The organism is Telluria sp. RT2P19 (assembly GCF_059685725.1).
The window spans coordinates 69973-89926 of the sequence record NZ_JCASIL010000017.1; the positions used below are offsets into that span (position 1 = coordinate 69973).

Here is a 19954-nt window from a genome sequence, read left to right on the forward strand (position 1 = left end):
ACAATGGCACTAAATAATATGAACAAGCGTTTGCCTCTTCTCATCAGCCTGCTTGCCCTGATCCTGCTGGCGGCGTCGATCGCCTACTGGGTGCTGCAGCTGTACAAGCCAGAGCAGCGGCCGCTGGCGGCCGCGCCGGTGGCAACCCAGCCGCCACCCAACCCCGAGGCTGCCGCGAGCCTGTTCGGCGGCCAGCCAACCGCCGTGATTTCCAATTTCCAGCTCACCGGCGTGGTGTCGGCCGGGGCCGACAGCGCGGTGATCCTGGTGGCCGACGGCCAGCCACCGAAGGCCGTGCGTATCGGTCGCGAGATCGCGCCCGGCGTAACCGTGACCGAAGTGCACCGGCGCTATGTAATGTTGTCGGATGGCGGCGTGATGAAGCGGGTGGAACTGGCGCCCGATGCCGGCCAGTCGACAGCGATCATGCCGCCCGAGCCGCGCATGCTGCCGCAGCAGATGCAGCAACCGATGGGAGCGCCGCCGCCGATGGAACCGCAGAGCGCGCCGGGCGTGGTCAGCGTGCCGCCCGCGATGCAGAGCCGGCCACCGCCGGGGGGCGGTCCGCAGGGCGTGCCGACCACGCCAGAGAATGCGCAGGTGGTGGCCGAACCGCAGATGGATCCGCAAACCGATCCGAACGTACCGCCACCTGGCGTCATGAACCAGCCGCAAACCAATCAACCGCAAATGCCGCAGAACGTGGTGCCGGTCAACCAGACCGAGCAGCCAATCACCCAATAATTTCGCCGCCGCGCCGCCACGCCGCAGCCGAGCGCATCGCGGCTGGCAGCCGCTTCATCGCCGCAGCGCCGTGAAGGCGGCGAATTCCCACGACCTGAACCCCAGCAGCAAGGTATAACCGTCTCGCTCGCCGGCCGGCAGGCGCCGGTCATTCAGGTGCAGCCGCGCCAGTTCGGCCGCCAACTGCTCGATCTTGAGCGACAGCTCTTGTGCGCTGGCGGGAGACAACCGGGCCGGCAAGCACATCAGCGCCTCGCCCGCGCCATCGAAGCGGCCTGCGAAATAATCTTCCACCACATGCGCGCGGAAGAACTGCTGCACCGGGCCATCCGGCAGCCAGCGGAACGCGTTCGAGACCCGTAGCTGATACCGGTTCAGCGGCTTGAGTTCGATCAGTCCCAACCGGTCGAGTTCGGCGAGCAGGGTGATGCATTCGGCTTCGCCCAGTTGATAGGTATCGATCACTTGCTCCACGTTCCAGTGGCCGAGGCAGCAGATCGCCATCAGCAGCAGGCGCGGATTGGCCACCAGCGAGCGCTCCTGCGGCAGGCTCAGCGCGTCGAGCCGGGGCCGGTTGTCGAGGGCGCCGCGCAGCAGTTCTTCCAGCGGAATATTGGTCGCCTGGCAGATCTCGGCCAGCCGAGAGAGCGCCATGTCCTTTTGCCCGAACATGCGCTTCACGCTCGATTCGCTCACGCCGATGCGTTCGGCCAGCAGCTTGTAGGTGATGCCGGCCGCGCGCAGCCGGGCGCGCAGGACGTCGAGGATCAGGTCGGGTGAGCTCATGGGTTCCGTGATGGTTGACGACGACTGACTCTACCGTCGAATGGTGATGTGGACAAGATGCGTGCGACGAACGGCATGCCACGCCGACAGACGAAAAAAGCGGGCACCGAAGTGCCCGCGAAGGAGAAAATTTCAGAACGCTGACGGCTCAATCATCCTCGTCCGGCACCAGCCTGGCGTGCTTGAGCGCCCGCTTGGCCTCATGCCGCTCGCTCGACAGCGGCTTGGCATGCGGCCCGGCCGCGCGCGCCTTGGCCAGCGCGGCGATGGGATTGCGCGGCTTGCCGAACTGCTGCGACGGCTCGACCCGCAGCCGCATCTTCTGCCGTGTCGCCAATGCCTTGTTCGCCATGCGGGCCTCCGTCGGGATGGTAGTTACAACACGTAGCGCGACAGGTCTTCGTTGACCGCCAGCGCGTCGAGCCGTTCGTTGACATAGGCCGCGTCGATCCGCACCACCTGGTCTTTCTCGGAGCCGGCGCTGAACGAGATCTCTTCGAGGAGCTTCTCCATCACCGTGTACAGGCGGCGCGCGCCGATGTTCTCGGTGCGCTCGTTGACCGAGAACGCGATCTCGGCCAGGCGGTAGATGCCTTCGTCCACGAACTCGATCTTGACGCCCTCGGTCGCCAGCAGCGCCTCGTACTGCTTGGTCAGGCTGGCGTGGGTCGAGGTCAGGATGCTCTTGAAATCGTCGATCGACAGCGATTCGAGTTCGACGCGGATCGGGAAGCGGCCCTGCAGTTCCGGAATCAGGTCCGATGGTTTCGACAAGTGGAACGCGCCCGAGGCGATGAACAGGATGTGGTCGGTCTTGATCATGCCGTACTTGGTGTTCACCGTCGTGCCCTCGACCAGCGGCAGCAGGTCGCGCTGCACGCCGGCGCGCGAGACGTCGGCGCCGCCGTGTTCGGAACGGGTCGCGATCTTGTCGATCTCGTCCAGGAACACGATGCCGTTCTGCTCGACGTTGGCGATCGCCTTCTGCTTCAGTTCGTCTTCGTTGAGCAGCTTGCCCGCTTCTTCATCGATCAAGAGCTTCATCGCGTCCTTGATCTTGAGCTTGCGCGGCTTCTTGCGCGCATTGCCGACGCCTGCGAACATCGACTTGATCTGCTCGGTCATTTCTTCCATGCCCGGCGGCGCCATGATTTCCATCTGCGGGGCGGCGTCCGCTACTTCGATCTCGACCTCGCGGTCATCGAGCGCGCCTTCGCGCAGGCGCTTGCGGAAGGTCTGGCGCGTGGCTTCGCCTTCCTTCGAATCGGTATTGCCGCTGCTGGTGTTGAAACCGAAGTCGCGCGCCGGCGGCACCAGGATATCGATGATCCGGTCTTCGGCCGCGTCCTCGGCGCGCTGGCGCACCTTCTTCGCCTCGCTGGCGCGGGTCTTCTTGACGCCGATATCGATCAGGTCGCGGATGATGGTGTCGACGTCGCGGCCAACATAGCCGACCTCGGTGAACTTGGTCGCCTCGATCTTGATGAAAGGCGCATCGGCCAGCTTGGCCAGGCGCCGCGCGATCTCGGTCTTGCCGACGCCGGTCGGGCCGATCATGAGGATGTTCTTGGGCGTGATCTCGTGGCGCAGCGTCTCTTCGACCTGCTGGCGCCGCCAGCGGTTGCGCAGGGCGATGGCGACGGCCTTCTTGGCCTTACCCTGGCCGACCACATGCTTGTCGAGTTCGGAAACGATTTCGGGTGGGGTCATGTTCATGAAGCTGCTCATATCAATCCAGAGTCTCGATGATGTGGGACATATTCGTGTAGATACACAGTTCGCCGGCGATGGTGAGCGCCTTCTTGACGACTTCGGCGGGCGGCATGTCCGTATTTTCATACAGTGCCTTGGCGGCCGACTGGGCGTAGATGCCGCCCGAACCGATGGCGCCGATACCGTCTTCCGGTTCCAGCACGTCGCCGTTGCCGGTGATGATCAGGGTCGACTCGCGGTCGGCCACCAGCAGCATCGCTTCCAGGCGGCGCAGCACGCGGTCGGTGCGCCAGTCCTTGGCCAGCTCGACCGAGGCGCGCAGCAGGTTGCCCTGGTGTTTTTCCAGTTTTCCTTCGAAGCGGTCCAGCAGCGTAAAGGCATCGGCGGTACCGCCGGCGAATCCGCACAGGACCTTGCCCTGGTACAGCTTGCGCACCTTGCGCGCCGAGCCCTTCATGACGACATTGCCCAGCGTGACCTGGCCATCGCCACCCAGCGCAACCTGGTTGCCGCGCCGCACACTGACGATGGTTGTACCGTGAAATTGTTCCATTTTGACCTCGTGATGTTCTAGCCAACCGCAGGTGGGGATTGTGCGCGGGATTGCAAGATTAGCTCTGCCTTAAATGCCAACGGCCAAGTGTGCGCCTGGCGCGGGCGGCGCTCTGTACGCTGTCGGTACGTCATGTACTGGAACGTCAACGATGTTTTTCTTCTTCTCCAACAAGCTCGGCTGCCTTGGGTCGATCCTGGTCTCGCTGGTCGTGACCTTGCTGCTGTTGCTGGCCTTCGGCTGGCTGTAGGAAACTGGCGAGCTAATAACGGTGCGGGTAAAGCCGCACGGCATCGCCGACGCCGAGCAGGCGTAGCAGCGTAGCGACGAGGTGGTTCAGCTCGCGCAGCTCGACCGCGCGTCCGGCGGCGCCATGCGCGTCGAGCCGCGCCAGCAGGCTGCCAGCGCCGGCATAGTCGATGCGCGCCAACCGCGAGCAATCCAGCACCAGCGTTTCGCGTTCTTGTGCGTAAGCATCGATGGTCGCCAACAGGCCACCGTCCGGGCCGCTCACGAGCGCCGGCAGCATGAAGCGGTCGCCATGACTCGGCGCCGGCGCCGCGGTGGAGACGCGCAGCGGGGTGTCGAAGGAGGGGGGCGATACCTCGTAGGTGACGCAGTAATCCATCGCCGCTTCTTCGAACTGTTTCTCGTGATTGGTCAACAGCAGCAGCTCGAGCAGCAGCAGCCAGGGCGCCGGGCTGGCGTCGCGCCGGCCGATGACCAGCATCGGGCGCAAGGTCGCCAGCAGGGTATCGGCGCCGGCCAGCACCAGTTCGCGGCCGCTTCGAAGGCGCAGGCCTTGCAGCGCCGCCAGCAGGCAGGCGGCGCCGTCGGCATCGATCGCCGTCACCCGGCCAAAATCCAGGCGCACGACCGGCGCCGTCGCTGCCAGCACCCGCGTCAGGCGTGCGGCCACGGTGGCATCGATCAAGGGGCCGAAGGCCTCGGCAGTGGCCAGGCCGGCGTGGGAACCGGCACGGCTGGCATCCAACGCGGCCGGCAGCGGCTTCCAGGCCGGCGGCGAGGTCTCGAAATGGCTGGCGTAGTCGATGGCCACGCTTTCGAAGGCTTCTTCGCGGCCGTCGGCCTGGTACAGGTCGAACAGCATCCACCACGGCAGGCGCTCATGGCGGCCCAGGGTCGTCAGCGACACGCGCAGCAAGTGCTCGGCGGCGTCGGATTGACCGTTGGCGTACAGGATGGCGCTTTCCTCGACCGCCGGCGCACTGGCCGGCGCCGCGGCCTGGCCGGGGATCTCGGTGTCGTGCGCGATGCTGCCGGCCGGGCGCCTGGCGCCGCTGCCCCAGGCGGGTTCGTCGTTGAACATGTCGGACGCGAATTCGAGCTCGATCTCGTCGATCTTGGCGGCGGTGGCGCGTGCGATCTCGCGCTGGCGCTCGCGTTCGGCTTCGGTGTCCAGGCGCGAGGGCTCGCCGCGCAGGCGTGACTCGGGCGGCGGCCAGTTGCGGCCGTCCACCACGTCGTTCTTTCTCTTCAGGAAGGAGAAAAGCCCCATGCTCACCATTGTCAGTTAGGCCAGCCGTGCCAGACCTTAGCACGAGCCTTCGTCATGCATGCTGTGCGCACGCTGTCGGGGTTAGTGTATCCGAACGGAAACGAGCCGGTATGCATGGCGGCTGAACCGTGCGCGACCCCGGGGGCAACGGACGCGCAAACAAAAAAAGCATGCGACGGGGCGCATGCTTTTTTCGGTGAGTGCGGCGATAAATCAGTCGCCGTACAGTTTTTGCTTCAGCTCACGACGCTGCTGGGCTTCCAGCGACAGCGTGGCGGTCGGGCGGGCGATCAGGCGCGGAATGCCGATCGGTTCGCCGGTTTCTTCGCACCAGCCGTATTCGCCGCCGTCGATCGACTGGATCGACTGCTGGACCTTCTTGAGCAGCTTGCGTTCGCGGTCGCGCGTACGCAGTTCCAGCGCATGCTCTTCCTCGATCGTCGCCCGGTCGGCCGGGTCGGGAACCAGGACGGTTTCGCGCAGGTGTTCCGTGGTTTCGCCGGCGTTCTTCAGCAGTTCCTTCTCGAGTTCCTGCAGGCGGTTCTTGAAGAACGCGAGCTGGGCCGGATTCATGTAGTCGTCATCGCTCATCGCCCGAATCTCTTCTTCCGTCAGGAGGCGTTCTTCGGGCTGGGCGGTATTCGGTTTCGTTGTTTTAGTCATGATGCCTTCGATACGACAGAGGTTTTCATTTTATCAGCTTGCCAACATTACACCGATAATGGTGTGTGTGTGAGGCAAGCTTCCTTGATGGCGACCTGGCGCCATCCCATCTCTGGCCGCGCCGCATTTGCAGCAAGGACAGTTCGCTACAGCAGGCTGGCGGCTAGTATATAGCGCACCGGTCCGTCCGGCGAGTCAGCTGCGACAAACTGTCGCAGCGGTCGTCATGCGGCCTTGGACAGGCCGGCCAAACCGATGTAGTTTATACCAAACATTGTTCAAGTCCGCGGATAAATACGTCTTTTGGTAAATTTTTACCAATAAAGACCATCTTGGTCGCCGGTGTTTCGCTGTCACCCCACTTTGGACCGACGTCGCTCCCCATGATCTGGTGCACGCCCTGGAATACGACCTTGCGGTCCACGCCTTCCATCCGCAGCACGCCTTTATAGCGCAGCATTTGCGGGCCGAAGACCTGCACCAGGCTGCCGAGGAATTGTTCGAGGCGCTCGGGATCGAACGCGCGCTCGCTCTTGAACACGAAGGCGGCGATGTCGTCGGTATGGTGGCCGTGGTGATGGTCGTGGTTGCAGGCTTCGCCGGGCGCATGGTCGTGGCCGGAATGATCATGATCATGGTCGTGACCATGGTCTTCCTCGACTTTCAGGAAATCCGGATCCAGTTCCAGCTTGTCGTTCAAGTTAAAGCCGCGCAGGTCGAGCACGTCGGAAATCGGCGCCCGGCCGAAGTCGCTGGTGGTGATCGGCGCACGCGGATTGATGCGGTGCAGGCGGGCCTTGAGCGTCTCGACGGCGGCGGCGTCGACCAGGTCGGTCTTGGACAGCAGGATCTTGTCGGCGAAACCGACCTGGCGCTGGGCTTCCTCGTTCTGGGTCAGCTGGTCCATCGCGTGCCGCGCATCGACCACGGTCACCACGGCGTCGAGCAGGTAGTTGGCGCCTACTTCTTCGTCGACGAAGAAGGTCTGGGCGACCGGGCCCGGATTGGCCAGGCCGGTGGTTTCGATCACCACGCGGTCGAACTGGATCTCGCCGGCGGCGCGTTTTTGCGCCAGGTTGTTCAGGGCCACGATCAGGTCGCCGCGCACGGTGCAGCAGATGCAGCCGTTGTTCATCTCGACGATCTGCTCGCTTGAATCCTGCACCAGGATTTCGTTGTCAATATTCTCCTGGCCGAATTCGTTCTCGATGACGGCGATGCGCATGCCGTGCTCTTCTTGCAGGATGCGGTTGAGCAGGGTCGTCTTGCCCGCGCCGAGGAAGCCGGTCAGGATGGTGCTGGGGATCAGGTCCATTGGTTCGCTACTCGTGTTGGTGGTCAAGGTTGGACAAAAGAACCGGGGGATTATGCCGCAATTCTTGCAAGCTCACCATCAAGCGTGTTCGGTGTTGATCGAGTTCAAACCAACTATTGGGCAGTCAGGCCTGGATGGCGCCTGCGCCGGTGCGCCATCCTTGCGCCACGAACTTATTTTTTGCCGGCCGGTTCTTTCTCGCGCGCGGCACGGGTGGTCTCCGCCGCCGCAATCACTTGTTCGACAGCATCAATCACGAGTTGCGGCTGTTCCTGGTGAATATTGTGGCCGCTATGCGGCGTCACCACATGCACGCCGTTCCTGAACCCGCGCAAAAAACGGGCATGCAGGTCGCGCCAGACCTCGACCGCGGCTGGCGTCTCCAGGAACAACTCCGGCTTTTCGCGCCGCTGGCTCGAGGTCAATACCGCCACCGGCACGTCCGGCAGCGGTCCGGCCAGGTCCAGCTTGCCGCGGTCGAGGATGGCCTGCACCTGGTTTAGTTCAGGCTGGAGCTTGGACGGCATGAATTGCGTGAGCAGGCGGGTATCGCTGTCGACCCCGGCCGGGTTGAGCTTGCGTAATTCCACGTTCTGGTGCTCGTCGCTGGGATCGACGAAGACCATGCCCGCCACGTGCTGCGGATGGCGCGCCGCATAGCTGCGGATCAGGAAGCCGCCGTAGGAATGACCGACAAGGATGAAGGGAGGCGTGAGGCCTGCTGCTGCGATTAATTGCTCCAACTCGTCGGTGCGGCTGGCCAGGGTCGGCACGCCGGGACGCGCTTCCGAGGCGCCGTGCCCGGTGCGGGAATATGTCATCACCTTGTGCGACTTCGCTACTTCCGGCGCGACCTTGCGCCACACATTCAAGTCGCGCCCGAAGCCTGACTCGAAAATCACGGTGTATCGGCCGGAACCGACCGTCGACACGTGCATATTGTGGTCGCCTACCCGCAGCAGTGCAGGGCTGTGCCCCTGGGCGCTTGTCGTGGGCGAAGCAGAGGCAATCTGCAGATTGCAAGAGGCGGTGAGGGCAAGCACGGCCGCGCCGACAGCCAGGGACAGACGGTGGAACATGGACACTCCGTGATAGTTGTTGTCATCTTGTCCCGCTACAGGGACAATCAGGTCGGAGGCAATATTCTATGAAGCCAGGCAATATGACGATACTGTCAATTATGTCAGTCGGGTCAATGGTGGCGCGAAAAAAGGTGGTGCGGTGAACGACACGGTGACCGACTGGCGCGGCCGCCATCTGGAAGCGATGGAGGCGGCGGCTGATGCCGCCGGCCTCTTCCGCGTTCTAAGCGCGGCTGCGCGCGAACTCGGGTTCGATTACTGTGCCTATGGCATGCGCATGCCGCTGCCATTGACGCAGCTTGCGACCTTCATGGTCAATAATTATCCGGCCGAATGGCAAGCCCGCTACGCACAGCAGGGCTATCTTGAAAACGATCCAACGGTCAAGCACGGCATGACTTCACTATTGCCGCTGGCATGGAGCGAGTCGCTTTTTGCCGGCGCACGGCCTCTGTGGGAAGATGCGCGCGCTTATGGATTGCAGGTCGGGTGGGCCCAAGCGTCGCGCACGCCCGATGGCGCGGCCGGGCTGTTGACATTGGCGCGCTCGCATGAGCCACTGTCCGAGTCCGAGCTGCGCCGCAGCGAAGCCACCATGTCGTGGCTGGCGCATGCGGCGCACTAGGGCTTGTCCCGGATGCAGCGCCGGGATTGCCCGGCACCGGTGCTCAGCGCACGCGAAACCGAAGTGTTGCGCTGGATGGCCGATGGCAAGACTTCCAGCGAGGCAGCGGCGATCCTCGACCTGTCCGAGCGTACCGTGAATTTTCACGTCGCCAATGCACTGGTCAAGCTGGGCGCCGCGAACAAGACGGCCGCCGTGGTCAGGGCTGTGTTGCTCGGTTTGCTGTAAACGTGTGCGCTTACTTGGCCTTGGCGCGCGGATGCGCCGCGTCATACACCTTCGACAAGTGCTGGAAGTCCAGCGCCGTGTAGATCTGGGTCGACGTAATGCTGGCGTGGCCGAGCAATTCCTGCACCGCGCGCAAGTCGCCCGACGATTGCAGCAGGTGCGAGGCGAAGGAGTGGCGCAGCACGTGCGGGTGCACGTGGACCGGGGTGCCGGCGCGCAGCGCGTGCTGCTTGAGCCGGCTCTGTACGACGCGCGGCGAGATGCGGGTATCGCGCGCCGACAGGAACAGGGAGGCGCTGCCGTCGCGCGCGGCGGGACGCACCGCCAGCCAGGCCGCCAGCGCCTCGCGCGCCGGCCCGCCCACCGGCACCCGGCGCATCTTGTTGCCCTTTCCGGTGACCACCACTTCGCCAGCCTGCAGGTCCAGCCAGCCGAGCGAGGCCGGCTGGCCGGCGCGCGCATCTTGCCAGGCGACGTCCAGCCCGGACAATTCCGATACCCGCAGCCCGCTCGAATAGAGCAGCTCGAACATGGCGCGGTTGCACAGTTCGAAGGGTTCGGCGTGACCTCGCGTGTTCGCTTCCATCAATTGCACGGCATCGTCGACAGCCAGCGCCTTGGGCAGGCTGCGGGGACGCTTCGGGGCGTGCACGCCATCCACCGGGTTGGCGGCGAGCAAGGTCTGGTTCGACAGCCAGGCATAAAAGCCGCGCCAGCCGGACAGCTTGCGCGCGATCGTGCGCGCCGACTGGCCGCCGGCATGCAGCTTCGCGGCGTAGCGGCGGATATCGACATGGGTCAGGCGGGTCCAGTCATCGGGGTTGGCCAACTTGGCCAGCTCGGCGAGCTCGGCCAGGTCACGGCGGTAGGCCTCGACCGTGTGCGGCGACAGCTGGCGTTGGGTGCTCAGCTCGGCCAGGTAGCGCGCTGCCCAATCCCGGCCGGGAGCGGGCTTGGCGTCGCGCGCGGGCGTTTCCATGGCCGTGGGCTCAGGCGCGCAGCGGCGTCAGCGCGGTGGTCGAGGTGGCGGCGATGTGGACCAGGAAGTCGGTCGACATCGAAGTCGTGAAGCGCGCCGGATCGGGCGAACCCAGCACCAGCAGGCCGAAGCTCTGGCCCGGCTGGCCCAGCGGCAGCATCACGGTCGAGCGGATCGATTCCGCGTCTTCCAGCCAGCGCACGGCTTCGAAATCATTGTTTGGGCCGCAATATGGCGCGCGCAGGCTGTTGGCGAAGATGCGCGCATCGTCCGACACGCCCTGCGTGAACCATTCGCCGGCGAATTCTGGCGCCACATTCCACAGGCGCAGGGTGACTTGCGGCACGATGAAATGGGTGCGCAGGCCGTCGGCCAGGTCGCGCGCCATTGCTGCCCCGCCCTTGGATACCAGCAGGGCCTGGGTCCAGGCGTGGAAGCGGTTGGCGATACCGGCGTTTTCCTCGGCGCGACGCGACAGGTCCGACAGGCGCAGTTCGAGCGCGCGGAATTTATCGCGCATCACTTCCATCTGCCGCTCTTGCAGCGATACGGCGCGGCCGGTGAGAGGGCTCGACAGTTTCACCTCGCCCAGCAGGCCGGCGTGCTCCTGGAAGAATTGCGGGTGGTCGATCAGGTATTGCGCGACAGTGTTGGCGTCCAGCGGTGCGATGCTCATGGAGAATTGGCTATTGGAATGAATCGAACCATTTTACCCGACACGGGAATGGTGCCGAAGTTTTAAGCGATGACAAAAAAAAGACGCCCGCAGGCGTCTTCGGGGTGAGCGGGAAGCGCTCAGAAGCGGTGGCGGATACCCAGCTGCAAGGCGCGGCCGTCGGCGCCCGGCGTTTCGGTGAAGCCGCCCGGGTTGCCCGAGGTGCCCGGCGAATACTGCGCCTCGTTGTCGTTCTTGATGAAGGCCAGCGCCGTGTACAGGTCGGTACGCTTGGACAGGTAGTAGTTGTAGCCCACCGCGTACAGGTTGGCGTCGCTGTTGGACGCGGTGCGGTCGTTCTGGTGCGCGTACGAGGCGACGAAGCGGCCGTTGCCGATCTTGTAGTGCGCGCCGACCTGGTAGCTGTTGGCGTCCTGCTGGGTGTTGGCCCTGATATTGGTCTGGAAAATGCCGAGCAGGGCATCCCGGGTGCCCTGGGGCACGCCTTGCGCGATCAGCGCAGGCAGCACGGCCTGGTTCCAGCCGCCCAGGTAATCGGGCAGCAGCGCCGAATTCTGGTTGCGCTGGCTGTGGAAGCCGGCAAAGAATTTCCAGCTGTCACCCAGGGTATAGGAACCGCCGACCGTCAGGGTGCGCAAGCTGGGACGGTTCTGCATGTCGTAACCGTGGTTATAGCCGATGCCGACGTCGAAGCCATTGGCCTTGTAGGTGATGGCGCCGGCGCGGAATTTCTTGTAGCGGCCCAGGTAGCCGGAATTGCGCGCGCCATACATGACCGAGCCGCCCAGGCCGTTGGGCAGGGCGATACGGTACTGGATCGCTTCCTGCGAACGGATGTCGGCGCCCAGCGCGGTGAAGCCGGCGGTGCCGCCGGTGACGTGGCCCCAGGTGCCGGCGGTGCCCGATTCGAAGGCGTCGGCCATGTTGAACACCTCGTAGCCCGGGGTGTACATGCGACCCAGCATGACTGCGCCGATCGGGGTGATCAGGCCGACCATCGCGGTGCGGTCGAACAGGGCTTTTTCCTGGTTGACGGCCGGCGCGCCTGGCGGCTGGATGGCTTCTTGCAGGCGGTCGCGGATGGCTTGCGGAATCTGGTTCATGCCGCGCAGCAGGTAGCGGCCGGGATTGTCGTTCATCAGGGCCGGCTGCTGCGAGCCGTTGTCGAGTTCGACCCGGGCTTCGAGATTGAAGATGGCCTTGTAGCCGTTGCCCAGGTCTTCGCTACCCCGGATGCCAAGGCGGGAGCCATCGGCGCCGCCACTGTAGATCTTGGTTGGTCCACCTTTTTGCCACATCACGCCGGCATCGGCGATACCGTAGATCTGGACACTGGTCTGAGCCAGGGCGGAGCAGGCAAACGTAGCGCCGAGCAGGGCGGCGATCAGGCTTTTCTTCATCGTGTCTCCATTATGTTCTTGTTGCGATGCATGCGCTCGCAGCACAATATGCCATTGCCGTGGCGCACTGTACAGAACGCTCGTTCGCGAACACGCCAAGGAGAAGCTGGCGTTGTGAAAACACTACATCGATGAGCAATATCAAGGACTGTAGTCGTGGCTTGCATGACGCCCCATGCAGGATGGGTAGTAGGCGGATCCTGCTTTGGTGAGACTCGTCAGAAGGTGTGGTTGATGCCGATGTCGTACTGGTTCATGCTGGCCGGATTGGTCGGCAGCCCCTTTTTGCGAGAGACATCGATATACAGATAGGTGCGCTTGGACAAGCTGTATTCATAGCCTAGCGATAATTGCTTCACCTTTTCCAGGCCGTCGGTGTCCTTCTGACCATACCCCGCCAGGAATTTGCCGGGACCTAGCGTGTAGTTGGCGCCCAGCACCCACGATCTGGTATCCGTATTGAACAGGCGGGTATGGTCTTCATCCAGCCTCGTGAACGTGCCCATGAGCTTGAGTTCCGGGGTCGGCTTGACCGAGGCGCCGACCGACCAGACCTTCGATGCGACCGCATTGCGTTCGTAGGCCGCCATCAGTGCGGCCGGCCCGTTGTTATAGGTGGCCGAGACCGAGAACGGATTGGCCGAGGCCTCGGCGCCGGCCGGGTATTGCGGCGCGCCGGCGCTGCCGCGGCCGATAATGGCGGCGCCGCCATTGTTTTCCTTGGTCGCCAGGGCGGTGTTGAACTGGAAGCCGTTGACGACCGGCGAGTTGTACCAGACGGCGTTCGACCAGCGGTTGCCGGATGCGCCGATCGGGTCGAGCGGCTGCGAGCTGTAGCCGGCGACGCTCAGGTCGGTATAGAAGCCGCCGTCGGTCGGGATTGCGTGGAAAGGTTCGAAGTTGCCGATGGTTTCGTGGAACGGCGTCAGTCCGCGGCCGATGCGCAGCATGCCGAAGCCGCCCTGCAGGCCGACCCGGCTCTGGCCCTGGAACAGCTGGCGTTGATTGCCGCCAGGACCGATCTCGCTGCTGCCGGTATCCGGCTCGTAGCGCATCTCGAGGTGGAATAGGGCCTTGAAACCATTGCCCAAATCTTCAGCGCCGCGGAAGCCGAGGGTGTTGGCGGCGCGCTTGCCGATGCTGACGTCCTGGCCACTGCGCTTGACGATGCCGGCATCGAGGTTGCCGTAGATCTGCACCGAGCCCTGCGCATGGGCCGCACCGGCACAAGCGCCAAACAGTGACACCGCCACAAGGAATTTCTTCATTTTATGGTGTTCCCGGGATCAAGATGACGCATGTATCCAGGGCGTCGAGACGACACTGGACGCGTTGAAACGCCACCCTGGTTGTGTCAAAACGTCAGGACTGGTTATTTAGTCAATTATCAGCGGCGTGCTTGGTAGATCGCCAATAATTCCAATCGTGCTGTTGTATTTTTGAAACGCGTGTCAGCGGGTGTGGGACAAATTCGGCGTTTCGGCATCCGCAATGCGAATGGGAAACGTTATTGGATGCGGCAGCCTCGAGCGATCGCCATTGAGGTATAGCCGGGAGGGACGGTTTCATCCGTTTGACTCTCTTTTGTGCCGCCTCAACTCAGCCCAGAATCGCATCGAATCGCCGGCTGCTGAGGCTTAGACTTTGGCCACTACACATGGGGGACGACAGGCCTTGTCAATACATTGTATATTGGCAAGCTTCGCCAGGCCGGCTAGCCACGGGGCCGACCGGCCATCAGCCGTCGCCGCAACGTGTTGCCGATTCACTTTTTTACTGTATCCAACGATGGCTAACCGCGAAGAACTGGCGATCATTCGCAACGCCCGCGCCGGGCAGGTGGCGGCCCAGCTCGAGCTGGGCAAGCTGTATTTGTTCGGTAGCGCCGGACTACCGCAGAGCCTGCCGACGGCGCTGCACTGGCTCGAACGGGCAGCCCGACAAGACTGTCCATCAGCATGGCAATTGATCGGCAACCATATTCCACTTGAACTGGCCCAGCGTAACGCAGCCGCCGTCGCCCAGTGGTATGAGCGCGCCTATGACGACGGCAGCCTGCATGCCGGGCTGGTCTTCGCCCAGCTGGTGCTCGATGCAGCGCCGGCGCCCCAATCGCCACCCAAGGCGATGCAGGCGCTCGAGGACGCGGCGCGTGCCGGCTTTCCTCACGCGCAATGGATGCTGTCGCAACGCCAGGACAAGCGAACCCCGCCGGTTGCACGGCTGGCGACCGGCGCCGCGACGCTGGCTGCAAACGCCCCCGACCCCGGCGAACGCATGCCGGCGCGTCCGCTGGCGCCCGATGTACGGCGCCGTGCACATGGCGCCAGCATGGCGCAGTCCGGCGCACTCGACGAGGCATGGACGGCGCAGCGCCGGGACGACTACCTTGGCCGCGCGCTGCCACAGGCGCGCGCGCTGGTGAGCGAGCGTGGCGAGCAGGGCGAGATGCGCAGGTTCACGCCGGACGAAATCACCCTGCTGTCACGCTGCGCGCGGCTGCTCGATCCGGCGCTCGACGGTGTGAGCGGCCTGCAGGTGCTGGATGCCGATGCCGCGGCTGCGTATTGCCGGCCAGGCGAACCCGCCGTGTTCTGGGAACTCGCCGCGGGCGAACACGACTGCCATGCCCAGCTGGCGCTGGGCCTGCGCCACGCGCGCATGCGGGTCGATGGCAGGCGGTGCACCAATGGTGCTTGCCCGACCAATGCAAGAGTGGCGAACACACAGGTTGCCAACTTCAAGAAAGCGATCCGCTGGCTGACGCTGGCGGGAGAACAGGGACTGGCCGAGGCCTGGTATGCGCTGTCGCGTATCTATATCAAGCCCGAATTTTCGCAGCGTAATGTGGCCGATGCCCAGCGCTACCTCGAGCGGGCCGCCGAGATGGGATATCGCGACGCCCAGCTCGAATGCGGCCACAATGCCTGGCGCGCGCGCCGCGAGAACGAAAACAACGACGTGCGCGCCGTGTACTGGCTGCAAAAAGCGGCACATCAACACTCGCCCGAGGCCGTGGAACTGCTGCGCAAGATCGCACCGCGCGCCAGCACCGCGCCGTACACCGATACCGGCCGGCTGCTGGCCAGCCACACCGACGCGCTGGCGGCGCACCCACTGCTGGCCGCCCGCATCGAGCTGGCAGCGCTGTTCGACCTGTCGCGCGCCGAGGCGCTGCTGCTCGACGTGGGCGCCGCCGACCAGGGCCATTGCCTCGTGATCGATATCCGCGCCAGCTATGGCCGCAGCAAGCGCCGGCTGGTGATGGTGGAGTCAGAGAATGAGCGCAAGGCGCTCGACCGCATCGTGCGCCAGTTCGAACAGGTCGATTGCGGCCCGGCCGGGCCGGAAGGCAATTACCGGCAGCGCCTGTACCGGCTGCGCACGCTGCTCAATGTGACGATGCCGGGCAATGATGATGATGGCGGCGCCGATATCGGGCTGGCGGCGTGAACGCATCAAGAAAATAAGGAGGCGCGCTTCGCCCCGCTGCCGTTCAGTCAAGCAAACTTATTTTATCGTTGGCCCTGAAGCGTCGTCCCCGCGCAGGCGGGGAACCAATCCTGCAAGCCTTTTGACGGCCTGGGCAGAACGTGGCCCCGCCTGCGCGAGGACGACGTGCAGTCAACTGAACGGCATTAGCACGCTTGCGCCCGTTTTGATGCGACCGCGGCCCGATCAGATCTCGACTTCGCCCTCGAACACCGACACCGCCGGTCCGCTGAGGTAGACCGGCTGGCCCGCTCCCGCCCAGGCGATGCTCAGCTCGCCACCGCGGGCCGACACGCGCACCGGCGAATCGAGCAGGCCGCGCCGGATCCCGGCCACCACCGCCGCGCATGCCCCGGTGCCGCACGCCAGCGTCTCGCCGGCGCCGCGTTCATGCACGCGCAGGCGGATATGCTGGCGGTCGACCACCTGCAGGTAGCTGGCATTGACGCGCTTCGGAAAGCGCACATGGTGCTCGATCAGCGGGCCGGTCTGTTCCACCTGCGCCGTATCGACGTTGTGCACCACCTGCACCGCATGCGGATTGCCCATCGAGACCACCGAAATCTGCACGGCCTCGCCGCCGACGGGCAAGGGCCACAGCGTGTCCTCGCCCTCGGGCCTGCCGTTCAAGCCCTCGCTGTCGAACGGCACCTCGGCCGGGTCCAGGCGCGGCTCGCCCATGTCTACCGTGATATTGCCATCGTCTTCCAGGCGCGGGTTGATGATGCCCGACATGGTTTGAACGCGGATGCTGCGCTCCTGGGTCAGGCCTTTCTCGACCACGAAGCGGACGAAAGCGCGCGAGCCGTTGCCGCATTGCTCGACTTCGCTGCCATCGTTGTTGAAGATGCGGTAGCGGAAATCGACGCCTTCTTCGAGCGGGCGTTCGACGACCAGGATCTGGTCGGCGCCGATGCCGAAACGGCGATCGGCCAGGCCTTGCCACTGGTCGGCTGTCATGGCGTCGACGTCGATCGCCTGGTTGATGGCGTCGATCACGACGAAGTCGTTGCCCGCGCCGTGCATCTTGGTGAATTTCAGTTTCATGAATCAATCATACAGCGAAGGTTCACCCGGCGGCCGGGTCTTGAAGCGCTTGTGGGTCCAGAAATACTGCTCGGGCGCCTCGCGCACGCGCTCTTCGATGAAGGCGTTCATGCGGCGGGTCGCTTCGACCATGTCGTCGCCCGGATAGTTTTCCCACGCAGGATAGAAGCGCACGCGCCAGCCCTGGTAGTTCGGCAGGTAGGTGGCGATCACCGGGATCACCTTGGCGCCGGTGGTCGCGGCAATGCGGCCCAGCGCGGTGAGGGTGGCCGCCTGCACGCCGAAGAAGGGCACGAATTCGGCGTCCTTCTCGCCAAAATCCATGTCCGGCAGCATGAAGTAGGGCAGGCCGTCGCGCAGCGCGCGCAGGATCGGCTTGATGCCTTCCTTGCGCGTCACCAGGCGCACCGGACCGTAGCGCTCGCGGCCATGGCGCAGCAGGCGGTCGAAGGCTTCATTCTTTTGCGGCACGTACATGCTGCACACCGGGATCACGCGCGAGGCCACGCCGGCCACATCCAGGCACACGAAGTGCGGGCACAGCAGGATCGTGGGGCCGGCTTCCATCTCGGCCTGCGGCACCGCCGGCTCGACCTGGATCAGGCTGCGCACGCGTTCTTCGGGCGCCCACCACAGGATCGAGCGTTCGACGATGCTGCGCGCGTAGGCACGGAAATGGCGGTGCGCGATATCGCGCCGTTCTTTCTCGTCGCGTTCGGGCATGGTCAGGCGCAGGTTGGTCAGCGCGATATGGCGGCGCCGGCCCATGATCATGAACATCAGGCTGCCGATCGCTTCACCGATGCGACCCAGGATGGGTAGCGGCAGGAAATGCAGCAGCCACAGGACACCAAGCAGGATCCTCATGCCGCCACCTCGCTGTCGGGACCGGCCACCCCGTCCGGCTGCTTGTAGCGGTTATAACTCCAGAAATACTGGCTCGGCGCGCGCGCAATCAATTGCTCCATCGCGCGGTTGATCGCCGCCGCCTGCTCGGCCGCCGTGCCTGTCAAATCGCCGTCAAACGGCACGAAGCGCACGATGTAGCCGGCGCCGTTCGGACGGCGTTCGGCGTACACCAGCAGGATGTCGGCCTTGCCCAGCTGGGCCAGCTTGGCCGGCAGGGTCATCGTATAGGCGTTGCGGCCGAAGAAGGGCGCCCACACGCCTTCGCCTTCCTGCGGCACCTGGTCGGGCAGCAAGCCGATCGGCTGGCCGCTCTTGAGGGTCTTGGCCAGGATGCGCACGCCGGACAGGTTGGCCGGCGCCAGGTGCAGGTTGTGGCGCGCGCGCGCGCCTTCGACCAGCGGCCTGAGCGCATCCTTGCGCGGCGGACGATACATGACCGTCAACGCGGTCTTGAGCGCGATCTGCTGCGCCGTCATTTCGAAGCAGCCCAGGTGTGGCGTCAGGAACACGATGCCGCGACCGGCGTCGAGTTTTTCCTGGACCAGTTCCCAGTTCTCTACCGTGGCATGCCTGGCAACGCGCTCCGGCCTGGCGCACCACACGAAGGCGAGCTCGATCGCGGCCTTGCCGGCCTCGGACACGGCCTGTTTCCAGTGCGCGTCATAGCCGGCCTGCGCCAGGTTGGCGCGCAGGCGGCGCTTGTACGACGGCGACAGCCAATACACCAGCCAGCCCAGCGCCGCGCCCAGGGCGTGCAGGAAAGGCAAGGGGAAAAAAGATAATATTCGGAAAATTACTACTAGCATGTCGATTGATGGGTGTCGAAGCGCGTCCGCATCAGCGCGTGCGTTTCCACACCAAAATTCCAAGGAAGCGTAAAATACCACTTTATGCTGGATCCGCCGAGTTAACAGACAACTTGCGAAGCGGAATACAAATTTCGCTAAAGCGTCGCAGGCAACAGTTTGCTGCGGCAATTCATGTAAACAGTAACTGGAGCCTACATGTCGAACGACTACCTCTTCACTTCCGAATCCGTATCCGAAGGCCACCCGGACAAGGTCGCTGACCAGATTTCCGACGCCATCCTCGACGCCATCCTCGAGCAAGACCCGGCTGCCCGCGTCGCTGCTGAAACCCTGTGCAACACCGGTCTGGTGGTGCTGGCCGGCGAGATCACCACGCACGCCAATGTCGACTATATCCAGGTCGCGCGCAACACCATCAAGCGCATCGGCTACGACAATACCGATTTCGGCATCGACTATAAAGGCTGCGCCGTCATGGTCTGCTACGACAAGCAGTCGCCTGATATCGCGCAGGGCGTGGACGAAGGCGCCGGCATCGATCTCGACCAGGGCGCGGGCGACCAGGGCCTGATGTTCGGCTATGCCTGCGACGAAACGCCAGAACTCATGCCGGCCGCCATCTACTACGCGCACCGCCTGGTCGAGCGCCAGTCGCAGCTGCGCAAGGATGGCCGCCTGCCGTGGCTGCGTCCCGATGCGAAATCGCAGGTCACGCTGCGCTACGTCGATGGCCGTCCGGTCGCGGTCGACACCGTCGTGCTGTCCACCCAGCACCACCCGGACGTCACCCATTCGCAGATCGAAGAAGCCGTCATCGAAGAGATCATCAAGCCGACCCTGCCGCGCGAGTGGCTGGACAAGACCCGCTTCCTGGTCAACCCGACCGGCCGCTTCGTCATCGGCGGCCCGCAGGGCGATTGCGGCCTGACCGGCCGCAAGATCATCGTCGACACCTACGGCGGCGCCGCCCCGCACGGCGGCGGTGCGTTCTCGGGCAAGGATCCATCCAAGGTCGACCGTTCGGCCGCCTACGCCGCACGCTATGTCGCCAAGAACATCGTCGCCGCCGGCCTGGCGCGCCAGTGCCAGGTGCAGGTCAGCTATGCGATCGGTGTGGCGCGTCCGATCAATATCACCGTGTACACCGAAGGCACCGGTGTGATCCCGGACGACAAGATCGCGGCTCTGGTCAACGAGCACTTCGACCTGCGCCCGAAAGGCATCGTGCAGATGCTCGACCTGCTGCGTCCGATCTATTGCAAGACCGCGGCCTACGGCCACTTCGGTCGCGAAGAGCCGGAGTTCAGCTGGGAACGCACCGACAAGGCGGCCGAACTGCGCGCCGCCGCGGGTCTGGCGTAATTCGTTCTTGCGCCGTCGCCGCCCAGCAGTCGCCTGGACGGCGCGGCGCGCC

20 protein-coding genes are annotated in these 19954 nt (G+C 64.3%); 5 read left to right on the forward strand and 15 right to left on the reverse strand.

Annotated features, from left to right (window positions below; all coding sequences use genetic code 11):
- Positions 1–18 precede the first annotated feature (18 nt).
- Positions 19–744, forward strand: coding sequence for a hypothetical protein (locus AC56KW_RS19605; RefSeq protein ID WP_497172347.1), 726 nt, complete (start codon positions 19–21; stop codon positions 742–744).
- Between the two features lie 54 nt (positions 745–798).
- Here AC56KW_RS19605 and AC56KW_RS19610 read toward each other — a convergent pair whose 3' ends face one another.
- From AC56KW_RS19610 to AC56KW_RS19645, 8 genes are all read right to left on the reverse strand, one after another.
- Entirely contained in the window at positions 799–1530 is a 732-nt protein-coding gene (locus tag AC56KW_RS19610) for a helix-turn-helix domain-containing protein (RefSeq protein ID WP_497172348.1), read from the reverse strand.
- Between the two features lie 148 nt (positions 1531–1678).
- On the reverse strand, positions 1679–1882 hold the full coding sequence (locus AC56KW_RS19615) for a hypothetical protein (RefSeq protein ID WP_497172349.1): 204 nt from the start codon (positions 1880–1882) through the stop codon (positions 1679–1681).
- Positions 1883–1905: 23 nt separating this feature from the next.
- Entirely contained in the window at positions 1906–3246 is a 1341-nt protein-coding gene (gene hslU / locus AC56KW_RS19620) for an ATP-dependent protease ATPase subunit HslU (RefSeq protein ID WP_497172350.1), read from the reverse strand.
- A gap of 13 nt (positions 3247–3259) precedes the next feature.
- Positions 3260–3796: an ATP-dependent protease subunit HslV gene (gene hslV, locus AC56KW_RS19625; RefSeq protein WP_482896899.1), complete on the reverse strand. Its 537-nt coding sequence runs from the start codon at positions 3794–3796 to the stop codon at positions 3260–3262.
- A gap of 262 nt (positions 3797–4058) precedes the next feature.
- Positions 4059–5315 carry an STAS domain-containing protein gene (locus AC56KW_RS19630; RefSeq protein WP_497172351.1) on the reverse strand — a complete coding sequence of 419 codons (1257 nt, stop codon included), beginning with the start codon at positions 5313–5315 and terminating at the stop codon, positions 4059–4061.
- A 213-nt stretch (positions 5316–5528) separates the two neighbouring features.
- Entirely contained in the window at positions 5529–5978 is a 450-nt protein-coding gene (gene dksA, locus AC56KW_RS19635; protein WP_497172352.1) for an RNA polymerase-binding protein DksA, read from the reverse strand.
- A gap of 262 nt (positions 5979–6240) precedes the next feature.
- Complete coding sequence (locus AC56KW_RS19640) at positions 6241–7293, reverse strand: CobW family GTP-binding protein (RefSeq protein WP_497172353.1); 1053 nt, start codon at positions 7291–7293, stop codon at positions 6241–6243.
- A gap of 173 nt (positions 7294–7466) precedes the next feature.
- A complete protein-coding gene (locus AC56KW_RS19645; protein WP_497172354.1) occupies positions 7467–8372 on the reverse strand; it encodes an alpha/beta fold hydrolase in 906 nt (301 codons plus the stop codon).
- Between the two features lie 154 nt (positions 8373–8526).
- Here AC56KW_RS19645 and AC56KW_RS19650 point away from each other — a divergent pair, with 154 nt between their 5' ends.
- Positions 8527–9000: an autoinducer binding domain-containing protein gene (locus tag AC56KW_RS19650; protein ID WP_497172355.1), complete on the forward strand. Its 474-nt coding sequence runs from the start codon at positions 8527–8529 to the stop codon at positions 8998–9000.
- A 39-nt stretch (positions 9001–9039) separates the two neighbouring features.
- On the forward strand, positions 9040–9228 hold the full coding sequence (locus AC56KW_RS19655; RefSeq protein WP_497172356.1) for a LuxR C-terminal-related transcriptional regulator: 189 nt from the start codon (positions 9040–9042) through the stop codon (positions 9226–9228).
- A 10-nt stretch (positions 9229–9238) separates the two neighbouring features.
- Here the strand turns inward: AC56KW_RS19655 and xerC are convergent, their stop codons facing one another.
- The 4 genes from xerC to AC56KW_RS19675 form a co-directional block, all read right to left on the reverse strand.
- Positions 9239–10207, reverse strand: a complete 969-nt coding sequence (gene xerC, locus AC56KW_RS19660) for a tyrosine recombinase XerC (protein WP_497172357.1) — start codon at positions 10205–10207, stop codon at positions 9239–9241.
- Positions 10208–10217: 10 nt separating this feature from the next.
- Complete coding sequence (locus tag AC56KW_RS19665; protein WP_497172358.1) at positions 10218–10883, reverse strand: DUF484 family protein; 666 nt, start codon at positions 10881–10883, stop codon at positions 10218–10220.
- A 119-nt stretch (positions 10884–11002) separates the two neighbouring features.
- A complete protein-coding gene (locus tag AC56KW_RS19670; protein ID WP_497172359.1) occupies positions 11003–12283 on the reverse strand; it encodes a porin in 1281 nt (426 codons plus the stop codon).
- Positions 12284–12501: 218 nt separating this feature from the next.
- Positions 12502–13551 carry a porin gene (locus AC56KW_RS19675; protein WP_497172360.1) on the reverse strand — a complete coding sequence of 350 codons (1050 nt, stop codon included), beginning with the start codon at positions 13549–13551 and terminating at the stop codon, positions 12502–12504.
- Between the two features lie 520 nt (positions 13552–14071).
- Here AC56KW_RS19675 and AC56KW_RS19680 point away from each other — a divergent pair.
- Positions 14072–15736, forward strand: coding sequence for a tetratricopeptide repeat protein (locus AC56KW_RS19680; RefSeq protein WP_497172361.1), 1665 nt, complete (start codon positions 14072–14074; stop codon positions 15734–15736).
- 225 nt (positions 15737–15961) lie between these two features.
- On the opposite strand, the gene dapF is transcribed toward AC56KW_RS19680, so the two are convergent.
- Genes dapF through AC56KW_RS19695 form a run of 3 tightly spaced genes read right to left on the reverse strand, consistent with a single transcriptional unit; the run spans position 15962 to position 18783 of the window.
- Positions 15962–16822, reverse strand: a complete 861-nt coding sequence (gene dapF / locus AC56KW_RS19685) for a diaminopimelate epimerase (RefSeq protein ID WP_497172362.1) — start codon at positions 16820–16822, stop codon at positions 15962–15964.
- 3 nt (positions 16823–16825) lie between these two features.
- Complete coding sequence (locus AC56KW_RS19690; protein ID WP_497172363.1) at positions 16826–17689, reverse strand: LpxL/LpxP family acyltransferase; 864 nt, start codon at positions 17687–17689, stop codon at positions 16826–16828.
- Entirely contained in the window at positions 17686–18783 is a 1098-nt protein-coding gene (locus AC56KW_RS19695; protein ID WP_497172364.1) for a lysophospholipid acyltransferase family protein, read from the reverse strand. Before AC56KW_RS19695 ends, AC56KW_RS19690 begins: the two co-directional genes overlap by 4 nt.
- Here AC56KW_RS19695 and metK point away from each other — a divergent pair.
- Positions 18736–19902 (forward strand): methionine adenosyltransferase, encoded by a 1167-nt coding sequence (gene metK, locus AC56KW_RS19700; RefSeq protein WP_497172365.1) that lies wholly within the window; start codon positions 18736–18738, stop codon positions 19900–19902. The genes AC56KW_RS19695 and metK overlap by 48 nt on opposite strands.
- Positions 19903–19954: the final 52 nt, after the last annotated feature.